Annotated in this window: 15 protein-coding genes and 1 tRNA gene; 11 read left to right on the top strand and 5 right to left on the bottom strand. The window is 55.5% G+C overall.

Annotated features, from left to right (window positions below; all coding sequences use genetic code 11):
- The first annotated feature begins 38 nt into the window (after nucleotides 1-38).
- The 4 genes from zwf (at nucleotide 39) to BXY66_RS06995 (ending at nucleotide 4,221) form a co-directional block, all read left to right on the top strand.
- A complete protein-coding gene (gene zwf, locus BXY66_RS06980; protein WP_132859422.1) occupies nucleotides 39-1,502 on the top strand; it encodes a glucose-6-phosphate dehydrogenase in 1,464 nt (487 codons plus the stop codon).
- A complete protein-coding gene (gene pgl / locus BXY66_RS06985; protein ID WP_132859423.1) occupies nucleotides 1,499-2,173 on the top strand; it encodes a 6-phosphogluconolactonase in 675 nt (224 codons plus the stop codon). Before zwf ends, pgl begins: the two co-directional genes overlap by 4 nt.
- Before the next feature lie 4 nt (nucleotides 2,174-2,177).
- Nucleotides 2,178-3,767, top strand: a complete 1,590-nt coding sequence (gene pgi / locus BXY66_RS06990) for a glucose-6-phosphate isomerase (RefSeq protein ID WP_132859424.1) — start codon at nucleotides 2,178-2,180, stop codon at nucleotides 3,765-3,767.
- Nucleotides 3,768-3,912: 145 nt separating this feature from the next.
- Entirely contained in the window at nucleotides 3,913-4,221 is a 309-nt protein-coding gene (locus BXY66_RS06995) for a hypothetical protein (RefSeq protein WP_132859425.1), read from the top strand.
- Nucleotides 4,222-4,285: 64 nt separating this feature from the next.
- Here the strand turns inward: BXY66_RS06995 and BXY66_RS07000 are convergent.
- The 4 genes from BXY66_RS07000 to BXY66_RS07015 form a co-directional block, all read right to left on the bottom strand.
- Nucleotides 4,286-4,359: transfer RNA gene (locus BXY66_RS07000), tRNA-Gly, on the bottom strand.
- Nucleotides 4,360-4,428: 69 nt separating this feature from the next.
- Nucleotides 4,429-5,145, bottom strand: coding sequence for an enoyl-CoA hydratase/isomerase family protein (locus BXY66_RS07005; RefSeq protein ID WP_132859426.1), 717 nt, complete (start codon nucleotides 5,143-5,145; stop codon nucleotides 4,429-4,431).
- 81 nt (nucleotides 5,146-5,226) lie between these two features.
- Nucleotides 5,227-6,426, bottom strand: coding sequence for a T6SS phospholipase effector Tle1-like catalytic domain-containing protein (locus BXY66_RS07010; RefSeq protein WP_132859427.1), 1,200 nt, complete (start codon nucleotides 6,424-6,426; stop codon nucleotides 5,227-5,229).
- Nucleotides 6,427-6,515: 89 nt separating this feature from the next.
- Nucleotides 6,516-8,558, bottom strand: a complete 2,043-nt coding sequence (locus BXY66_RS07015; RefSeq protein WP_132859428.1) for an ASKHA domain-containing protein — start codon at nucleotides 8,556-8,558, stop codon at nucleotides 6,516-6,518.
- Between the two features lie 246 nt (nucleotides 8,559-8,804).
- Here BXY66_RS07015 and guaB point away from each other — a divergent pair, with 246 nt between their 5' ends.
- The 3 genes from guaB (at nucleotide 8,805) to BXY66_RS07030 (ending at nucleotide 13,813) form a co-directional block, all read left to right on the top strand.
- Nucleotides 8,805-10,253, top strand: a complete 1,449-nt coding sequence (gene guaB / locus BXY66_RS07020; RefSeq protein WP_132859429.1) for an IMP dehydrogenase — start codon at nucleotides 8,805-8,807, stop codon at nucleotides 10,251-10,253.
- Nucleotides 10,253-11,410 (top strand): RsmB/NOP family class I SAM-dependent RNA methyltransferase, encoded by a 1,158-nt coding sequence (locus BXY66_RS07025; protein ID WP_132859430.1) that lies wholly within the window; start codon nucleotides 10,253-10,255, stop codon nucleotides 11,408-11,410. Before guaB ends, BXY66_RS07025 begins: the two co-directional genes overlap by 1 nt.
- 183 nt (nucleotides 11,411-11,593) lie before the next feature.
- Nucleotides 11,594-13,813, top strand: coding sequence for an ATP-binding protein (locus BXY66_RS07030; protein ID WP_132859431.1), 2,220 nt, complete (start codon nucleotides 11,594-11,596; stop codon nucleotides 13,811-13,813).
- Here the strand turns inward: BXY66_RS07030 and BXY66_RS07035 are convergent.
- Entirely contained in the window at nucleotides 13,810-14,409 is a 600-nt protein-coding gene (locus tag BXY66_RS07035) for a sulfotransferase family 2 domain-containing protein (protein WP_132859432.1), read from the bottom strand. The two genes, BXY66_RS07030 and BXY66_RS07035, sit on opposite strands and share 4 nt — an antisense overlap.
- Nucleotides 14,410-14,617: 208 nt before the next feature.
- Here BXY66_RS07035 and recA point away from each other — a divergent pair, with 208 nt between their 5' ends.
- The 4 genes from recA to BXY66_RS07055 all read left to right on the top strand — a co-directional run bounded on the left by recA (nucleotide 14,618) and on the right by BXY66_RS07055 (nucleotide 19,307).
- Nucleotides 14,618-15,688, top strand: a complete 1,071-nt coding sequence (gene recA, locus BXY66_RS07040; protein ID WP_132859433.1) for a recombinase RecA — start codon at nucleotides 14,618-14,620, stop codon at nucleotides 15,686-15,688.
- Nucleotides 15,685-16,236, top strand: coding sequence for an MOSC domain-containing protein (locus BXY66_RS07045; RefSeq protein ID WP_132859434.1), 552 nt, complete (start codon nucleotides 15,685-15,687; stop codon nucleotides 16,234-16,236). The genes recA and BXY66_RS07045 overlap by 4 nt, the downstream gene beginning before the upstream one ends.
- 107 nt (nucleotides 16,237-16,343) lie before the next feature.
- A complete protein-coding gene (gene alaS / locus BXY66_RS07050; RefSeq protein WP_132859435.1) occupies nucleotides 16,344-19,016 on the top strand; it encodes an alanine--tRNA ligase in 2,673 nt (890 codons plus the stop codon).
- A gap of 3 nt (nucleotides 19,017-19,019) precedes the next feature.
- Nucleotides 19,020-19,307: a DUF1330 domain-containing protein gene (locus tag BXY66_RS07055; RefSeq protein WP_132859436.1), complete on the top strand. Its 288-nt coding sequence runs from the start codon at nucleotides 19,020-19,022 to the stop codon at nucleotides 19,305-19,307.
- Nucleotides 19,308-19,480: the final 173 nt, after the last annotated feature.

Here is a 19,480-nt window from a genome sequence, read left to right on the forward strand (position 1 = left end):
AGCTGCTGGGAAGGTGGCCTGCGGGGAAGACGAAGACGATGGTATCGAGGACGATTCCGGTTCAAGCCTTTGATCTTGTTGTGATCGGTGGCACGGGCGATCTGGCTCGGCGCAAGATTCTGCCTGCGTTGTACAAGCGTTTCTGTGCGGGACAAATGTCGGAAACCTGTAGATTGATCGGAGCTGCGCGCCGTGACTTGAGCAACGAAGCCTACAGGAGCTTTGTGCGGGAAGCCCTGCGCGAGTTTGCAGGAGAGTTGGCATTGGACGAGGACACAGTGGCCGGTTTCTGTTCGCTGGTCCACTACGTGTCTATTGATGCTCGCGGGGAAGGCGGCTGGCAGTCTTTGTCGGATCTGGTTGGGCAAACGGCCTCAGAAGATGCGGTGCGCGCGTTCTATTTCTCGGTTGGACCCGGGCTGTTTTCAGATATTGCCGAACGGCTGAAACGGTTTGGGTTGACCGACGAGGACAGCCGTGTGGTTGTCGAAAAACCCTTCGGGCGTGATCTTGAGTCTGCGCGCGCGCTGAACGCGCAATTGGCGCAGTATTTCGACGAAAGCCAAATCTACCGGATCGATCATTATTTGGGCAAAGAAACGGTTCAGAACCTGATGGCGGTTCGTTTCGGGAATATGTTGTTCGAGCCTTTGTGGAACGCGCAGTACATCGATCATATTCAGATCACCGTTGCGGAAAGCGTGGGAGTGGAAGGGCGAGGGGAGTACTACGAGCGCGCTGGCGCGATGCGGGATATGGTGCAGAACCACCTCATGCAGCTGCTTTGCCTGATTGCAATGGAGCCTCCGGCGCACTTTGATCCGGACGCGGTTCGTGATGAAAAACTCAAAGTCATTCGTGCACTCGATGTGATACAGCCTCATCACATCGTCCGCGGGCAATATACCGCTTCAGAAGGCGCGTTGAGCTATCGCGAAGACGTCGGGAATGAGCGATCCAAGACAGAGAGCTTCATTGCTTTGAAGTGCCACCTGAACAATTGGCGGTGGGCTGGAACGCCGTTTTACCTGCGAACAGGCAAGCGTCTTAGTCACCGTGACAGCGAGATCACCGTTGTTTTCAAAGACACGCCACACTCCATTTTTGGGCCAGAAGCTGGGCGTCACCGCAACGAATTGACCATTCAGTTGCAACCCAACGAAGGCATTACGCTGGGCGTTACAATCAAGGAGCCGGGTCCGGGTGGCATGCGGCTTGTGGATGTGCCTCTTGATATGAGCTTTGCCGAGGCCCTTGGACCGGCGGCAGACGCGCCTGATGCCTACGAACGTTTGATAATGGATGTGATCCGCGGAAATCAGACGTTGTTCATGCGCAACGATGAAGTGGAAGCAGCCTGGGCTTGGACAGACCCGATCATTCGGGGCTGGGAAGCCAGGGGCGACGTGCCAAAACCATATGATGCCTATAGCGCCGGTCCTGATGACGCGACGCTAATGATGCGTCGTGACGGACGCGACTGGAAAGGACTAAGCAAGTGAAGATCATCGAGTATCCCGATACGGACATCATGATGATGGATGTGGCGAATGTGCTGGCCGAAGATTTGTCAGAAGCTCTGCACACCAAAGATCGCGTAACCTTGGCTGTCCCCGGTGGCACCACGCCGGGTCCGGTCTTCGACGCTTTGAGTGCCGTCGACCTGCCTTGGGAGCGTGTAGACGTCATGCTGACCGATGAACGTTGGGTTCCGGAAGACCATGAACGTTCAAACACAGCCCTTGTCAAAGCCCGCCTTGTGACCAACCGCGCGGTCGGTGCAAGGTTCTTCCCGTTTTTCGCGCCAGCCGAGAAACCCGAAGATGTGCTGGCAGATATAGAAGCGGCCTTGATTGGAGCCATGCCAGTCGACATTGCGGTGCTGGGCATGGGCGCGGATATGCATACGGCTTCTCTGTTTCCTGACAGCGATGGGCTTGAAGCGGCCTTGGCGGCAGATGCGCCGGTTCTGGTACCAGTCCGAAAAGCCGGTTTGCCGGATGTGCGTGTCACGTTGTCGGCACGCGTGCTGGATGGTGCGATGCGCAAGCACGTCCTGATCAAGGGGGATGACAAAAAAGAAGCGCTAGTACAGGCGCGAGGCTTGTCTCCCCGGGAGGCACCGATCAAGGCGGTTCTGGACGGCGCGCAGATTCACTGGAGCAAGGGGTAAAGCCATGTGGGCAGAATTGGATGCGATGGCTGAAAGCGCAAAAAAGCGCCGGATTTCGGATTTGTTCAAAGCAGATGCGTTTCGTGCCGACTCCTTTTGCATAGAAGCCGATGGCCTGCTTTTCGACTACTCCAAGACCTCGATTGATGACATTGGGCGCGCCGCATTGCTTGCGTTGGCGGAAGCCGCCGACGTGGCAGGCAAACGTTCTGCGATGTTTGGAGGGCAGGCGATCAATGAAACCGAGGGCCGGTCTGTCTTACACACCGCTTTACGCGCCCTAGATGGTCAACCGGTTCTGGTGGACGGACAAGATATTCTCCCTGACGTCAATGCCACGCGCGAGCGGATGGCCGCGTTCGCCCGATCCGTCAGGGACGGAAGTTTTGGCCACATAACAGACGTTGTGAACATCGGGATCGGGGGGTCGGATTTGGGACCTTTGATGGCTGTCATGGCCTTGGCACCCTATCACGATGGGCCAAAGTGCCATTTTATCTCGAATGTGGACGGTGCAGATTTGACCGATACGCTGGCCGGTCTTGATCCGGCGAGCACATTGTTCATTGTCGCGTCCAAGACATTCACAACGCAGGAAACCATGCTGAATGCGCGGTCGGCGTTGAAGTGGGCCGGTGGTGAGTCCGCCCTAGAGCGGTTTGTGGCGATTTCCTCTGCGGTCGAGAAATGCGCTGAGTTCGGTATTCCGGCTGAACGCGTGTTCGGTTTTGGCGATTGGGTTGGTGGTCGATACTCTATGTGGGGGCCGATCGGACTTTCTATAATGCTGGCGGTCGGTCCAGGCGCTTTTGAAAAGTTCCTGCGCGGCGCTCAGGCGATGGACAACCATTTCAAGACTGCCGAGTTTTCTGAAAATATGCCGGTAATGCTGGCGCTGGTCGGTATTTGGAACCAACAGGTTTGCGGACATGGAACGCGTGCTGTCCTGCCCTATGAACAGCGTTTGGCGCGTTTGCCTGCCTACTTGCAGCAGTTGGAAATGGAGTCCAATGGCAAGTCGGTCGCTTTGGACGGCAGCGCCCTTGATAGGGTGGCAGGACCTGTTGTTTGGGGTGAGCCCGGGACCAACGGGCAACACGCATTCTATCAGTTGATCCATCAGGGGCAGCAGGTTGTGCCCTGCGAATTCATGGTAGGTGCCGAGGGGCATGAACCGGAGTTGATGGAGCATCATCGCGCGTTGGTGGCGAACTGTCTTGCGCAATCCGAAGCTCTGTTGCGCGGGCGTTCGGAAGAAGAGGCGAGGGCACAGTTGGAGGCAAAGGGGATGTCCGGCCGTCAGCTTGACCAGTTGGCCAAGCATCGGGTGTTCTCGGGCAATCGGCCTTCGACAACTTTGCTGTATCCGAGGCTGACGCCTTATGTTCTGGGTCAGATCGTGTCCTTGTACGAGCATCGCGTGTTCGTGGAGGGCGTGATTTACGGCATAAACTCTTTCGATCAATGGGGTGTGGAGCTTGGCAAGGAACTCGCTGGCGGGTTGGTACCCGCTGTCGAAGGAAAAGGGGTTCCCGACGGCACCAGCGGATCTACCTTTCGGCTTCTGGAACGCATACTGCACATTCGGGACTGAATTTTGTAATCGCCGAGAAATTATCCATTCTGCCCAAAATTTGCCTTATTTTAAGTTTCGGTTAAGAATTGGTCACATAAATCAATTTTGCCTCGCAAATTATTGAAAGCGGGGCGCTGGGGTTAAGGCAACATGGGGTGGCGCAATGGCGCGGTGCATCGAGTGCGACAAAGAGATTGGCTTCTATGAAACGGCAAACAAAGGGCGGTGTTATACCTGCTCTATGGAAGTTTTGTCGGAAAAGCTGGGGTTTGATCCGCGTCATGGGGATCGCGAGGATGGCAAAGAAGTCGCTGTAATCAAAGACGAAAACCACGTTGATATGGCTGAAGTTGACGGTCGTGAGCGGAATGATTTTCACGCTGGGGTTGCAGTGGGATTTGCATTGCGCGCTGCGATGGCGGTGTCGGAAAGTCTCGACCGTGAACCACAAATGCGGTTGATCAATCCCTGATCCGAGACGTGTCTCTTCGGTTTTGGAGCCGGAGAGAATCAATTTGTAACTATTTGTGTGGAATTGGAGCGGGTAACGGGAATCGAACCCGTAACAAGAGCTTGGGAAGCTCGTGTGATACCTTTTCACCATACCCGCAACCGTGCGGAAATTAGCTAGAGATATCGCGCAGCCGCGTCAATGGCCGCGCTTTTTGTTTGCACGGTTTTATGCGGTCACAGCCATTGCTTCGATCAGCGGCTCGTCTTCGTTTCTCATTGTTTCCAGGATGTGACCATGCATGCGCTGTTTCTGCATGCCGAATATCCCGCGTCCCTTGTTGAACGCGGCAGCGTAGTCCATCGCAGCTTTTCGGGTGGTTTCGGCGTCGGGCAGGGCGGCCATGAGGATATTGTCAGCTGCAGCCTCGTCTGCGGTTAGACGGCGTCCGGTAAGGGCCATTTCGTTGAACCGGTGTTCCGGTACGGCCTTGCGGATATATGCAACCATTGACGGCAGGAACGGGATGTTTACGTCTACTTCGGGATAGCAAAAATAGCCTCTGTCCGCGCGCATGAAACGGAAGTCGCAGCAACTTGCCAGCATTGCACCGTTTCCGAAGGCATGGCCGGTGATCGAAGCAACTACCGGAACGGGTAAGGTCAGCAACTTCCCGAAAACCGTATTCATGTCTCGCAGGAACGCTTGGATTTCGTCAGACTTTCCTGATTGCTGCGCTCCCATCATCCAGTTCAGATCGATGCCCTGAGACCAGTTTTTTTCGTCATTTGATGTGATGACAAACGACCGCACGGTTTTGTCTTCTTCGACCTTTTGAATTGCATCCAGCATGGCGGCTGCAAAAGCCGGGTTTTGGCGATTTTCGCCATTGCACAGCGTCAGGACAGCGGTTTTGCCAACGACTTCGTATTGCGTGATCGACATATGGGCTCCGAAGGCTAATGAATTTTCACTAACCTAACGAGAGCGATGGCGCCGAACAATCTTGACCCAAGGGGAGGTGATTTATGACGGCGCGTCTTCTTCGGAGAAGGCATGCAGGTTTTCGGGCGCGTAGTCTGGAATATTCTTGCGCCGCTCGAAAGCGGAGGCATCAATGTGGCTGCCCTTTGGAATGTACCGCTCTTGTGCGAGTGGGAAATAGTAACCAAACCAACCCTTTTGATCTGGCCATCGGCTTCGCGATACGAGGCGTGGAACAATCTCCAAAACAGGCCAGAATTTGCGCAACTTCATCTGGCTGTGCAGCGGTGCCAGCGGGTCCGGCTTTGAAATTTTCAGTCCCATGCGTTGCGTAACCTTGTCTTCGACACCAAGCACGTAGCGGTTATAGAACTGTTCGCGGAACTCAAGTTTGTCCACGCCGAGTTGATCAAGTTCGTTACGCATCCAGACCATTGTGACTTTGGACAGTCCGGCTTCGGTTTCCGGGACAGATCCCGCGACGTCCGTGTGCGTGCCTGGGAACCAGACCTGTTTCACGTCCTGCTTGGGAGGGTTCGGTTTCGATTTGAAGCGGGTTCCGTGGTAGTCTTGGCCTTCGGTCCAGAACTGATGGCGAAAGAAGCGTCGGGTTTCGTCGATCGACAAGGCATGCCGGACAGCTTTTACGGACGGGTTTTCGTTTACGCTCGAGTTAGACCCAAACTCGAGAAACGTTCCCCACTTGAGCCGGATGCGGATCATCGAGCTGACTGTGTCCCATAGGCCCAAAAGCCGGATCGACGGGCGCCTGATGTGGAAAAACTGTTCCGAGATGCGCAACGGAGCGTAGGCTTCGCGGTCGGCGTCCTTCGGGATTTTGCGCCAAGTTTTGAACACTGGTCCGATCAAATGCATTTCGTGTGGGGCCACCAGGCCAAAATCATTGATGAAGCCGGCAAGCACACGGGCGGTGTAAGCTCCACGGGAATATCCAAAAAAGTACAGCCTGTCGCCTTCCTCGTAATTGTCACAGAGGAATTTGTAAGCGTGCATGACGTTTTCGTGCAGGCCCAGACCGGCAGCCAATCCCAAGCCAAGGCGCAACTTGGCAAAGGGCGTGCGGGCAAACGGGCGTGTCGAGAGTGTTCCAACGCCGGGTTCATAGTATACCAGCTGGGTGTCGTCGTGCTTCAGGCACTTGTAGAGGCGCAGAATATTGCTTTCGTTTCTTTCTACTTCGTTGCCGGTGCCGTCAAAACAGATGATGAGTTTGCGGGACATGAAAATGGCTTTCTAAAAAAGGGCAGGCAAAAAATATAGGGCGACCCTAAGCGGATCGCCCTGTTTGATCAATTGGGTATGGGGTCCAGTCAGCCGCGCCGGCGCCGGCGTCTACCCCCTCCTGATGCGGCATCACCGCCGCCTGTATTGAAGCTGACATCGGGCAAGCTCACTACCTCACGGAGGATTGGGAAGGGATCGGCTGAGTTCGGCAATGCCGATGCATTCACGAAATGCTCTTGGAACCGCGGCTCGACAGCGGTCTCGATTTTTTCGATCTGGCGGACAAGTGTTTCGATGTCTCCGCGGGCATCACGGTTCAAAAGCGCGATCCGTGCTCCGGTTCCAGCGGCATTACCCGCAGAGGTGACTTTGTCCAAGGGGCAGTCGGGGATCATGCCAAGCACCATGGCGTGCTTCGCAGAAATGTGGGCACCGAAAGCACCTGCCAAAACAACGCGGTCGACCTTGTCAACGCCACGCTTGTCCATCAGCAAGCGTGCGCCGGAGTAAAGCGCCGCCTTCGCCATCTGGATGGCTCGGATGTCTGCGTTGGTCACAGTGATCGGCTTCTGGTCCTCGTCTCCATCCCAAAGTCGATAGGAGTTTGTGCGGCCGTCCAGAAAGCACCGGCTGGTGCCGGTTTGTTCAGCTGACCCGATCAAACCGGACGCGTCTACCAGTCCAGCGATGCGCATTTCCGCGATCACCTCGATGATCCCGGAGCCGCAAATGCCGGTCACACCGGTGGTTGCAATGGCTTCTGCGAAGCCGTCCTCATTTGACCAGAGTTCGGACCCGATGACGCGGAAGCGAGGCTCTTTTGTGACCGGGTCGATTTCCACCCGTTCTATTGCGCCGGGGGCCGCACGTTGACCTGAACTGATCTGGGCGCCTTCGAAAGCAGGGCCGGTCGGTGAGGAACAAGCCATGACCCCGTCTTTGTCACCCAAAAGGATTTCGGCGTTGGTGCCAACGTCAACAATCAGCGCAAGGTCATCCGATTTGTTAGGAGCTTCCGAAAGCGCGACGCCGGCGGCATCCGCGCCCACATGACCCGCGATGCAGGGCAAAAGATAGGCCCGGGTGCCATCCGCAATTTCCAAACCGATTTCAGATGCCGTGAGTTCTAGTGCATCAGAGGTTGCCAGCGCAAAGGGAGCTTGCCCGAGTTCGAATGGGTCGATGCCGAGGAAAAGGTGGTGCATGACCGGGTTCATAACGAACACCGAGTCCAGAATTTGGTCTTTTTCGATGGCGGCGTCGGTCGCGATATCGGTGACAAGCTGGTTGAGGCCATCGCGAACGGCATTGGTCATCTCGATATCGCCGCCTTTGTTCATCATCGCATAGCTGACGCGGCTCATGAGGTCTTCGCCGAAGCGGATCTGCGGGTTCATCAGGCCGGATGACGCAACGACCTCGCCGGTCTCCAAGTTGCACAGGTGGCCAGCGATGGTGGTCGAGCCCAGATCGACGGCCAGACCAAACAGGGGCTTGTCAAAAAAGCCTGGCCAAAGGGCGATCACACGAGGTGTTGTATCCGCTCGACCCTGATGAACTGCGGCAGTGACCGTCCATTTGCCTTTTCGCAAAATCGGTTGCAGCGGGCGCAGCAAGTGTGTGTCGACTTCGATGTGGTCATGCCCCGTGGAAGCTTTCAGCGCTGTCATCAGCCGTTCAAGATCACCTGACGGCTTATGCATATCCGGTTCTTCGACTTCGACATAAGAGAGCTTGACCGTTGGGTTAAGTGTAATGTCACGAACCTCGGCGCGCTTGCGAACAACCTGTTTGTGAACTTGCGACTCCGGTGGAACATCGATCACGATGTCGTCCTGAACAGTTGCCTGACAGCCCAAGCGGCGACCTTTGGGCAAACCGCGTTTGTCATCGTACCGTTGTTCGACGGCGTTCCATTCCGAAAGCGCATCGTCGGCGACTGTCACGCCGTGTTTCGGGAACTCTCCATAAGATGGAGTGATCTGACATTTGGAACATATACCACGGCCACCACAGACGCTATCGAGGTCGACGCCAAGCTGCCGGGCGGCAGTGAGAATAGGCGTACCTTTTGGGAAGTTTCCACGCTTTCCGGATGGGGTAAAAATCACCAATGGATCGCTGCTCATGATGCGGCCTCAAGTCTGTTCGCTTGTTCGCAGAATACCTGCCGCTAAAGCCGACGAAAGGCAAGGAGCGGCATGTATTCGCCAAAGGGCGGCATGATCGGACTTGGAAGGCGATTCAAAGGCTCAGGCACAAATTCACGCGCAGGTTACGAAACAAGCTTCGTTAATGCCCGATTAGGGGTTTTCCACAGGGCTTAGCCATGCGATAGGGACGTGCCAAACGAGGTTCCCCCAAGGAGATTTGCGATGGAGATTCGTGAGGCGCTAACTTTCGATGATGTTCTGCTTGTTCCTGCTGCGTCTTCGGTCCTTCCGACGACTGCGGACACACGCACGCGCGTAACGAAAGCCATTGATCTCAATATTCCGCTTTTGAGTTCGGCAATGGACACTGTGACAGAAAGCCGGATGGCGATTGCAATGGCTCAGGCCGGCGGAATGGGCGTGATCCACAAGAACCTTGATGCGGAAACTCAGTCTCGAGAAGTGCGACGTGTGAAACGTTTCGAGAGCGGCATCGTCTACAATCCAGTCACGTTGACCCCGAACCAGACGCTGGCGGATGCAAAAGCCTTGATTGAACGCTACCGCTTTACGGGGTTCCCTGTTGTCGACGAAATGGGGCGGGTCGTTGGAATTGTGACCAACCGCGACATGCGTTTTGCGCAGTCGGATGACACACCCGTTCACGCAATGATGACCAGCAACGACCTCGCGATGCTGGCGGAACCTGCGGATCTTGAAGAGGCAAAAAGCCTGATGCGTGCGCGGCGGATTGAAAAGCTGCTGGTGCATGACGGGCAAGGCAAGCTAACGGGTCTTTTGACACTCAAAGACACCGAACAGGCCGTATTGAACCCAACTGCATGTAAGGACGAACTTGGCCGCCTGCGCGTTGCGGCTGCGTCTTCGGTTGGGGACAGCGGATTTGAACGCTCCGAAATGCTGATCGACGCGGGTGTGGACATTGTCGTTGTAGACACGGCTCACGGCCACTCGGAAGGCGTTCTGGACGCCGTGAAGCGCGTAAAGGCGCTTTCCAATTCTGTACAGGTGATTGCGGGCAACGTGGCCACCGGCGACGCGACGAAAGCGCTGATCGATGCGGGAGCAGACGCGGTCAAGGTTGGTATTGGTCCAGGCTCGATTTGTACGACCCGCATGGTTGCTGGCGTAGGTGTTCCGCAGTTGACCGCGATTGATGACTGTGCGACGGCGGCGGGCGAAGTGCCTGTGATCGCGGACGGCGGCATCAAGTTCTCCGGCGACTTCGCCAAGGCGATCGCTGCCGGTGCTTCCTGCGCGATGGTGGGTTCGATGATCGCCGGCACGGACGAAAGCCCGGGCGAAGTGATCCTTTATCAAGGCCGTTCTTTCAAATCGTACCGCGGTATGGGGTCCTTGGGCGCTATGGCGCGAGGTTCCGCTGACCGGTATTTCCAGAAAGATGCGGCAAGCGACAAGTTGGTGCCAGAAGGGATCGAAGGGCAGGTGCCCTACAAAGGTCCGGCTGGAACGGTCATTCACCAGCTGGTTGGCGGACTCAGAGCAGCAATGGGCTATACCGGCAATGCAACGGTCCAAGAGATGCGCAAGAACTGCAAATTCGTGAAAATCACAGGTGCGGGGCTGAAAGAAAGCCACGTGCATGACGTGCAGATCACCCGAGAAGCGCCAAACTATCGGGTCGGCTGATGACACCGGCGGCGCGTGTCGGCGCAGCGATCGAGATACTCGATGAGATTTTTGCTGGCGCGCCCGCTGAGAAAGCTCTTACCGGCTGGGCACGTCGCAGCCGGTTTGCCGGTTCAAAAGACCGTGCGGCTGTACGCGACCATGTTTTTGACGGCTTGCGCCAACGCAGATCGGCGGCGGCTGTTGGCGGTGCGGCAGACGGGCGCGGAGTAATGCTTGGCGTCTTGAGGCTTGCCGATGCCGAACCGGAAACACTGTTTTCTGGCGAGGGCTATGCGCCAGCGTTACTGACCGATTCAGAGAAAGCTCATCCGGAACCAGCTGAGTTGCCGGTCGACCTTCCGGATTGGTTGGTGCCACACCTGCGTGAAAGTCTTGGCAGAGATTTTGAGGAGACCGTTTTGGCGCTGCGCGCACGGGCGCCGGTCTGCTTGCGGGTGAATCTCAAAAAATGCACGCTGGCCGGTGCTCAAGATGTCCTTCGTCGTGACGATATTCAAACCGAACCGATGGACCTCGCCGATACAGCTTTGAAGGTAACGGAAGGTGCGCGGCGTGTTTCGCAAAGCGTCGCTTACAGGGACGGCCTTGTGGAACTGCAAGACGCGTCAAGTCAGGCCGCGATCGCGTCATTAGAGTTATCTAATGGTCTGAAAATAATGGACTATTGTGCTGGAGGTGGCGGCAAGATTTTGGCAATGGCAGCGCGTTGTGACGGCCGGTTTTTTGCTCATGACGCCCATGTGGCACGTCTGCGTGATTTACCCGCCAGAGCAAAACGCGCGGGGGTGAAGATTTCAACGCTGGCAGACGCCGAGGCCCAGGCGCCTTATGATCTGGTGTTTTGTGATGTCCCATGTTCCGGCAGCGGTACGTGGAGGCGAACTCCGGATGCCAAGTGGCGGTTCAAGGAACAGGATTTGATCAACCTGAATGCGCTCCAGGATGAGATCTTGAACAAAGCCGCCCAGTTGGTCACGCATAAAGGCACGCTCGTCTATGCTACATGCTCGGTTTTGACTTCTGAAAACCTCGAACGGCTTTCGACATTTGTCACGCGTTTTCCTGAGTGGAGCATCGTCGAAAACCGTCAATTTCTGATGCGCGAAGGCGGCGATGGGTTTTTTGTTGCCAAACTTCGGCGCAAGTCAGCCTAAGTTCCCCAAAACGAGCACGATCCTCTTGTGTGTTAAGGTGCGTTTAACAATGTCTGACGCATATTAACCATAACAATTGGTATTCTAGGTGCAGACGTGAACATATCTGTTGGGGCAGCAAGCCCAAAAACTCCTGTGGCGAGTGAATTTCGTCAGCGGGCGGTTCCATTCGGAGGAGCCGCTATGGCACTTCTGGGGGCATCCTTGATTTTGGACGACGCCATGTTGCAAATGATTTTGATCGGGACCGCTGTGGTCATCCTTTTGTCGCTGTTGGTTTTACGGTTTCGAACAGCGCGCATCGCCGACGGCTCAGCGGTGGAGATCGATTTGGTCAAGGCCCTGTCGGATAGGGAAAAAACCGAACAAATTCTGACGGATAGTTCCGGCACCATTCTTTTTGTTAATGCCGCGGCGCAGGCGCATTCGAAGGCATCTGATGAGTTTGTCGCAGATTTTGCAAAACGTCGCGCCGTAGACGGCGAAGGCCTTGTTACGCGACTTTTGGACGTTGCTGCAGAGGTTGGGCATGGTCAGGAAACGGTTCCGCAGCGCGATGGGTCGCTTGTTGTCACCGTGTCTCGCATGCCGAGCGGATCGGTTCACTGGGCGTTTGAGATACAACATCAGACAGCCGAGGCTCCGCAGTCCGGAGCGCCGAGACTGCCGATGCTGACGGTTGGCCGCTCCGGAACGATTCTTTTCATGAACCCTGCGGCGCGGACGCTTTTGGGGGAACGAAAGAAAACGCTGGCCGATGTGTTCGGAGACCGATCAGGTTCTCCAAACGAGGCGACTATGGTTATGACAGCTGGTGGCGAGCAACAGTGCCTTGTTGCCGAATTCGAAGCCACGGCGGGGCGTCGGGAAATTTACCTGTTGCCGACGGAAGTTCCGGTCGTGCGTGAAGGGGCGGTTCTGTTTGACGAACTACCTGTCGCGCTTCTCAAGCTTGACCGAGAGGGCAAAGTCCTGATGGCCAATCGCACGGCCAGGGGGCTGTTGGATGATCAGCTGACTGAAGAAACCCTTCTTGACGATCTTCTGGAAGGGCTGGGACGCTCCATCGTTGACTGGCTTGCCGAGGCGGCGTCCGGTCGCGGCGGTCACCATTCAGAGTTTCTCCGCCTGAAAAGCGACAAAAAAGAAGCCTTCGTTCAGGTCAGTTTGAACCGTGTTGTCGAAGGCGACACGAGTTCGCTGATCGCTGTTCTCAGCGATGCAACCGAATTGAAGTCGCTTGAAGCACAGTTTGTGCAAAGCCAAAAGATGCAGGCAATTGGTCAGCTTGCAGGGGGCGTGGCGCATGACTTCAACAACCTTTTGACTGCGATTTCAGGGCATTGCGACTTGTTGTTGCTGCGCCATGATCAAGGTGATCCGGATTTTGCAGACCTGATCCAGATCAATCAGAACGCCAATCGCGCTGCTGCTCTCGTCGGTCAACTTCTGGCCTTCTCGCGGAAGCAAAACCTGCGGCCGGAGATCGTTGACCTTCGCAACTCGCTAGCGGATTTGACTCATCTCCTGAACCGACTTGTCGGCGAAAAGGTTACGCTCAGCCTGAGCAACGACCCGGTTCTTCCCGCTATCCGCGCGGATAAGCGACAGCTTGAACAAGTGCTGATGAACCTTGTGGTCAACGCACGCGATGCAATGCCAAACGGCGGCGAAATCCGTGTGGTTACTGAAGGGCTCGACCTTGTCGAGCCGCTTGAGCGCGACCGCGTAGTGGTTCCGGTTGGGAAATACGTGTCGATCAGTGTCACTGATGAAGGTACAGGTATTGCTCCGGACAAGCTTCAGAAGGTGTTTGAGCCGTTCTTCACAACCAAAAAGACGGGTGAAGGTACAGGGCTGGGCCTGTCGACGGCTTATGGCATCGTGAAGCAAACCGGCGGCTATATCTTTGTTGATAGCGAAGTAGGCGTGGGCACACGGTTCTCTCTGATGTTCCCAGCCTATTTGGGCGATGAGGATGCTGCTCCGGTCGAGCAGGCACCCGCGAAAGCCAAAGAGGCATCGGTTAGCCACAGCGGTGTTGTGATGTTGGTCGAGGACGAGGCGCCGGTGCGGTCCTTTGCGACACGGGCTTTGAAAATGCGCGGCTTTACTGTGCTGGAAGCTGGGTCGGGCGAGGAAGCCATCGAACTTTTGGAAACGGAACGACCCAATGTGGATGTTTTCGTAACAGACGTGATCATGCCTGGTGTCGACGGTCCGACATGGGTGCGTCAGGCGCGTGAAGTCTATCCCGACGTGCCTGTGATCTTCGTTTCCGGCTATGCTGAAGACAGCTTTAGCGATGATCAGGCGCGGATCACCAACTCCAGCTTCCTGCCCAAACCGTTCAGCCTTGGCGACCTTACCGAGGCTGTGCAGTCCAAGATCAAGACGGGTTAACCCAGGCTTTCGTAAAGCTCGAATTCTTCAGCGCATTTGCGCTGAAGTTTTGTGCGCGTGTCTGGCGAAAGCGACAGAGGCATGTCCGGAGAACTGTTGCGGCGTGGCAAATTGATTTTCATTTCGAGCCGCTGTTCCAGGAAACCGATCAGCGCCTCCTGATCTTCGTACCTGAACAAATGGTCAACCTTGACCCCGTTCTTGCGCGGCTCAAGAAACTTGGCCTGACTGCCGACATTGGCAAAGGACGCTTTACGATCACCCTTCATGTACTCTTGTACGAACTCTTCGAAGGACACATTCTCGGTTGAGTTTGGCAAACCACGAAGGTCTTCCCGGCGCCGGTATCTGTACCAGCTTGCAAGCCAGCTGATTGGTTCTCGCATCACCGCCATCGTTTCCATGTCGTCCGTCTTACAGGCGCGCTCAAACATTGGCCGAAAGAATCTGTTGTAGCGGTACAGAGGCGCGTGTTTGAGTTCGGGTGGATGGGAAATCACCATGTCCGCACTCGGGGCCAAAGCCTCTTCTATGGCTGTTGTTCCGGTTTTCGGAACCGAGAGGAAAACCAACTTTTTATTCCAGAAAACAAGCATCTACTGCGCCTCAGACAAAGGGTTATATGGTTTTCTCCTATTTGTGTCTGCTTTGTAAACCACTCGTTAACCATTGATGTAAAAAGCTTGGGTCATCGTTTTTTTGTTGATTTGTTCTCCTTTTGATCTCATAAGAATTGAGAACAAGAGGTGAACGCAGGCAATGATTGCCGCCCGTCCGCGGGTATGGAATAAGGAGCCAAGCACAATGGCAACGGCAGATCTTTTGACAATGAGCAGCAAGAAGAATTCCCCCGACAAACAAAAGGCGCTGGACAGCGCTCTGGCACAGATCGAACGTCAGTTCGGGAAGGGCTCGATCATGAAACTCGGCGCCGATAATCCGGCGCAAGAGATCGAATCCACCTCGACGGGGTCTTTGGGTCTCGATATCGCCCTCGGAATAGGTGGGTTGCCGAAGGGTCGTATCGTTGAGATTTACGGACCGGAAAGTTCGGGTAAAACCACTCTCACCCTGCATTGTATTGCGGAAGAACAGAAGAAGGGTGGTGTTTGCGCGTTTGTTGATGCGGAACACGCTTTGGATCCGCAGTATGCGAAAAAGCTCGGCGTGAATCTGGACGAATTGCTGATTTCGCAGCCGGATACAGGTGAGCAGGCGCTGGAAATCACCGACACGCTTGTGCGTTCCGGTGCCGTGAACATGGTTGTGGTCGACTCGGTTGCTGCGCTGACACCTAAGTCCGAGCTTGAAGGCGACATGGGCGATAGTAACGTGGGTGTTCAGGCCCGTCTGATGAGCCAGGCGATGCGGAAACTGACGGGGTCGATCGCGCGTTCCAACTGCATGGTTATTTTCATCAACCAGATCCGGATGAAGATCGGTGTGATGTTCGGTTCGCCGGAAACCACAACCGGCGGTAATGCGCTTAAGTTCTATAGTTCCGTGCGTTTGGACATCCGGCGTATCGGCTCACTGAAGGACCGCGATGAGGTGGTTGGCAACGCGACCCGTGTCAAAGTGGTCAAGAATAAGGTGGCGCCACCGTTCAAGCAGGTTGAATTCGACATCATGTACGGCGAAGGCATTTCCAAGATGGGCGAATTGCTTGATCTGGGAGTGAAAGCCGGCGTGGTCGAGAAATCCGGTAGCTGGTTCAGCTATGGTGATGAGCGGATCGGGCAGGGGCGTGAAAACGCGAAAACCTTCCTGAAGGAAAACAACCGCATCGCTTATGAGATCGAAGACAAAATCCGCGCCGCGCATGGTCTGGATTTCGACATGCCACCGGGCGACGAGGACCTAGTCGAAGATTGACGCCAACGCTTGAAGACCTGAGTGAGGCCCTGTCTCATATACTGGCCGCTCCCAAAGACGGGGCGGCCATCTCGCATTTATGCCTTCGCCCCAAACGAAACACGCGCAAGTTTGTCGATGAAATCACACTCACCAAGGCAAAGGGTATTCCGGGCGAGCGTTGGCTGACTCAGCCGTGGATCCGGTTGGACAACGGCGATCCACATCCCGGAATCCAAGTTTGCATCATACCCAAACGGTTGCTTGATCTGGTTTGGCGACCGGAAGGAGATGCGCTGCATCCTGGCGATACATTCGCGGCGGACATCGACACGTCGGAGGCAAACATGCCTGAAGGACAACTTTTGTCCGTCGGCTCGGCTGTGATCCGAGTGTCGGAAGTGTTCAACGATGCCTGTGTGAAATGGAAAGCGCGATACGGAAAAGACGTTTTTGACTGGGTGCGCTATCCCGAACACAAAGAATACAGGTTTCGGGGTCTTTTGTGTTCCATTGAACAGGATGGCGTCATCCGAACTGGTGACGTGCTGCGCAAGGTTCCTGTGTAGCGCACATGCTGTGCAAACTGCGCGTTTTTCCAATGCCATGTGGACAGCCCCGCGCTGTGGTTATAAACCCGATCCGACACGCAAAACAAAGCGCAAGAGATCTGCTCATGGCCAGCCTGAACGACATACGTTCGACCTTTTTGAACTACTTCTCCAAACAGGGGCACGAGATTGTGGACTCCAGTCCGCTCGTGCCACGCAACGACCCGACGTTGATGTTCGTTAACTCTGGTATGGTGCAGTTCAAGAACCTCTTCACCGGTGTTGAGACACGCGACTATCAACGCGCGACCTCGGCGCAGAAGTGTGTGCGCGCAGGCGGCAAGCACAACGATCTCGACAATGTCGGCTACACCGCGCGCCACCACACTTTTTTCGAGATGCTCGGCAACTTTTCCTTTGGGGATTATTTCAAGGATGATGCGATCCCGTTTGCGTGGGAGCTGATCACCAAGGAATTCGATATTCCAAAGGACAAGTTGTATACGACGGTTTACCATACCGACGACGAAGCCTTTGAAATCTGGAAGAAAGTCGGCGTTCCGGAAGACAGGATTATTCGCATCGCGACCCATGACAATTTCTGGCAGATGGGTCCCACCGGTCCTTGTGGGCCTTGCACAGAGATTTTCTACGACCACGGTGACCACATCTGGGGTGGCCCTCCTGGTTCTCCCGAAGAAGACGGCGATCGCTTCATCGAAATCTGGAACGTCGTTTTCATGCAAAACGAACAGTTCGAAGACGGGTCGATGAAGGCTCTGGATATGCAGTCGATCGACACCGGTATGGGGCTTGAGCGGATTGGTGCGCTGCTTCAGGGGTCACACGACAACTATGACACCGATCTGTTCAAAGCTTTGATCGAAGCGTCAGCCAACGTTACATCCACCGACCCGTATGGTGATCAGAACGTGCACCACCGCGTAATTGCAGATCACCTGCGGTCTACTTCGTTCCTGATGGCGGACGGCGTCATGCCATCCAATGACGGTCGTGGATATGTACTTCGCCGTATCATGCGCCGCGCGATGCGACATGCTCACCTTCTGGGAGCGAAGGACCCCGTGATGCACCAACTGGTTCCTTCGCTGGTTCAACAAATGGGTCAGGCCTATCCGGAACTGGGACAAGCGCAGTCTCTTATTGAGGAGACGCTCAAGCAGGAAGAGGTCAAATTCAAACAGACTCTCGATCGTGGCTTGAAACTTCTCGATGAGGAACTCGACAGTCTTGACGAGGGCGCACCTTTGCCAGGTGCTTCTGCGTTCAAGCTTTATGACACATATGGTTTCCCACTCGATCTGACGCAGGACGCGCTACGGGAAAAAGGTCGTGAGGTGGACACCGATGGTTTTGACGCTGCGATGGCTGAACAGAAAGCCAAGGCACGCGCCGCTCACGTGGGATCCGGTGATGCTGCGGAAGCGGCTCTTTGGTTTGATATCGCGGAAGACACGGGATCCACTGAATTTCTGGGCTATGACACCGAGACCGCAGAAGGTCAGGTACTGGCTCTGATTCAGGAAGGAGCCTTGGTCGATAGTCTGGAGCAGGGCGCTGAAGGTTGGGTTGTTGTGAACCAGACACCTTTCTACGCGGAAAGCGGTGGTCAGGTTGCAGATCATGGCATTATCTCTCGTCTGGAGAACCGGGGCGATGTCGGGAATGTGTCGGACGTCCAGAAGTTTGCAGACAGCAAATTGTTTGCCCACAAGATCACGATGTCCCATGGAACATTGACCAAAGGCGACGCTGTTGCTCTGGATGTGGATCACGCGCGCCGCAAGGCAATCCGCGCTAACCACTCTGCCACGCACCTATTGCACGAAGCGCTGCGCGATGCGCTTGGCGATCACGTGGCACAGCGTGGCTCGTTGAACGCTGATGACCGTCTGCGGTTTGACTTCAGCCACAACAAGGCGCTGACCGCTGAGGAAATGCTAGCCGTTGCACAGGACGTGAATGCTTATATCCGCCAGAACACGCCGGTTGAGACGCGGATCATGACGCCGGATGACGCGCGTGATCTGGGCGCGCAGGCGCTCTTTGGTGAGAAATACGGCGACGAGGTGCGCGTTGTTTCCATGGGGCAGGCCAACACCGGCAAGGGCCTGCATGGTGACACATATTCCATCGAACTCTGCGGTGGCACACACGTCAAACAGACCGGCGACATCGGTGTGTTTGTGATCCTGTCCGATGGTGCATCGGCTGCTGGCATTCGCCGGATCGAAGCTCTGACCGGTGAAGCCGCGTTCCACCACCTGCACGAGCAGGCCAAGCGCGTGGCCAATATTGCCACCAAGCTGAAAGTCCAGCCGCCACAATTGATCGATCGTGTTCAGGGGCTGATGGATGAACGTAAGGCGCTACAAAATGAGGTTGCGTCGCTTCGTCGGGAACTGGCCATGGCCGGTGGTGCGGGGCAGGGCAGCGGCCCTGAAGCGAAAGAGATCAATGGTGTAAAGTTCTTTGCGCAGGTTCTGTCTGGTGTGTCCGGCAAAGATCTCCCTCCGCTTATGGACGAGCATAAGACCCGTTTGGGCAGCGGTGCGGTTCTTCTGATTGCCGACACGGGCGACAAAGTTGCTGTGGCCGCAGGGGTTACTGATGACCTGAAGGACAATCATTCCGCGGTTGATCTTGTGCGGGCCGCCGTCCAGGCGCTTGGTGGCAAGGGCGGTGGTGGCCGTCCGGACATGGCGCAAGGCGGCGCAAAAGACGCAAGCAATGCAGACGCGGCTATTGCCGCAGCTGAAGCTGTTTTGGGAGGATAAATTATGGGTGCACTTTGGATCGCACATGTGACAGTGACGGACTCAGACGCATACGCGAAATATGCGGAACTGGCGGGTCCGGCCATTGCCAAACACGGTGGCGAATTTATCGCGCGTGGCGGACGTTTCGTTCAACTGGAAGGCAAGGAGCGCCCACGCAACGTTGTCGCCAAGTTTCCGGACGTCGATACAGCCGTGGCCTGTTACAACAGTCCCGAGTATCAAGAAGCTTTGAATCACGCACGCGACGCGAGTGAGCGGGAACTGATGGTGGTTGAAACCAGCGAGTGACTTGGTTACTCCGAAATCAGAATGAAGTTCTGCAAGCGCGAGCCGGTTCGGAAATCGGTTCGCGTTTTTCGTTCGATCTCGGTCTTTCTTCCCGCGGTGAATTGAGTTACACGTCCGCAAAATCACCACTTGCTGTGAGCCAGAGTCTGAGCCAGCCAGCGCAAGTGCGGGAA

The organism is Shimia isoporae (assembly GCF_004346865.1).
GTDB classification, from domain to species: domain Bacteria; phylum Pseudomonadota; class Alphaproteobacteria; order Rhodobacterales; family Rhodobacteraceae; genus Shimia; species Shimia isoporae.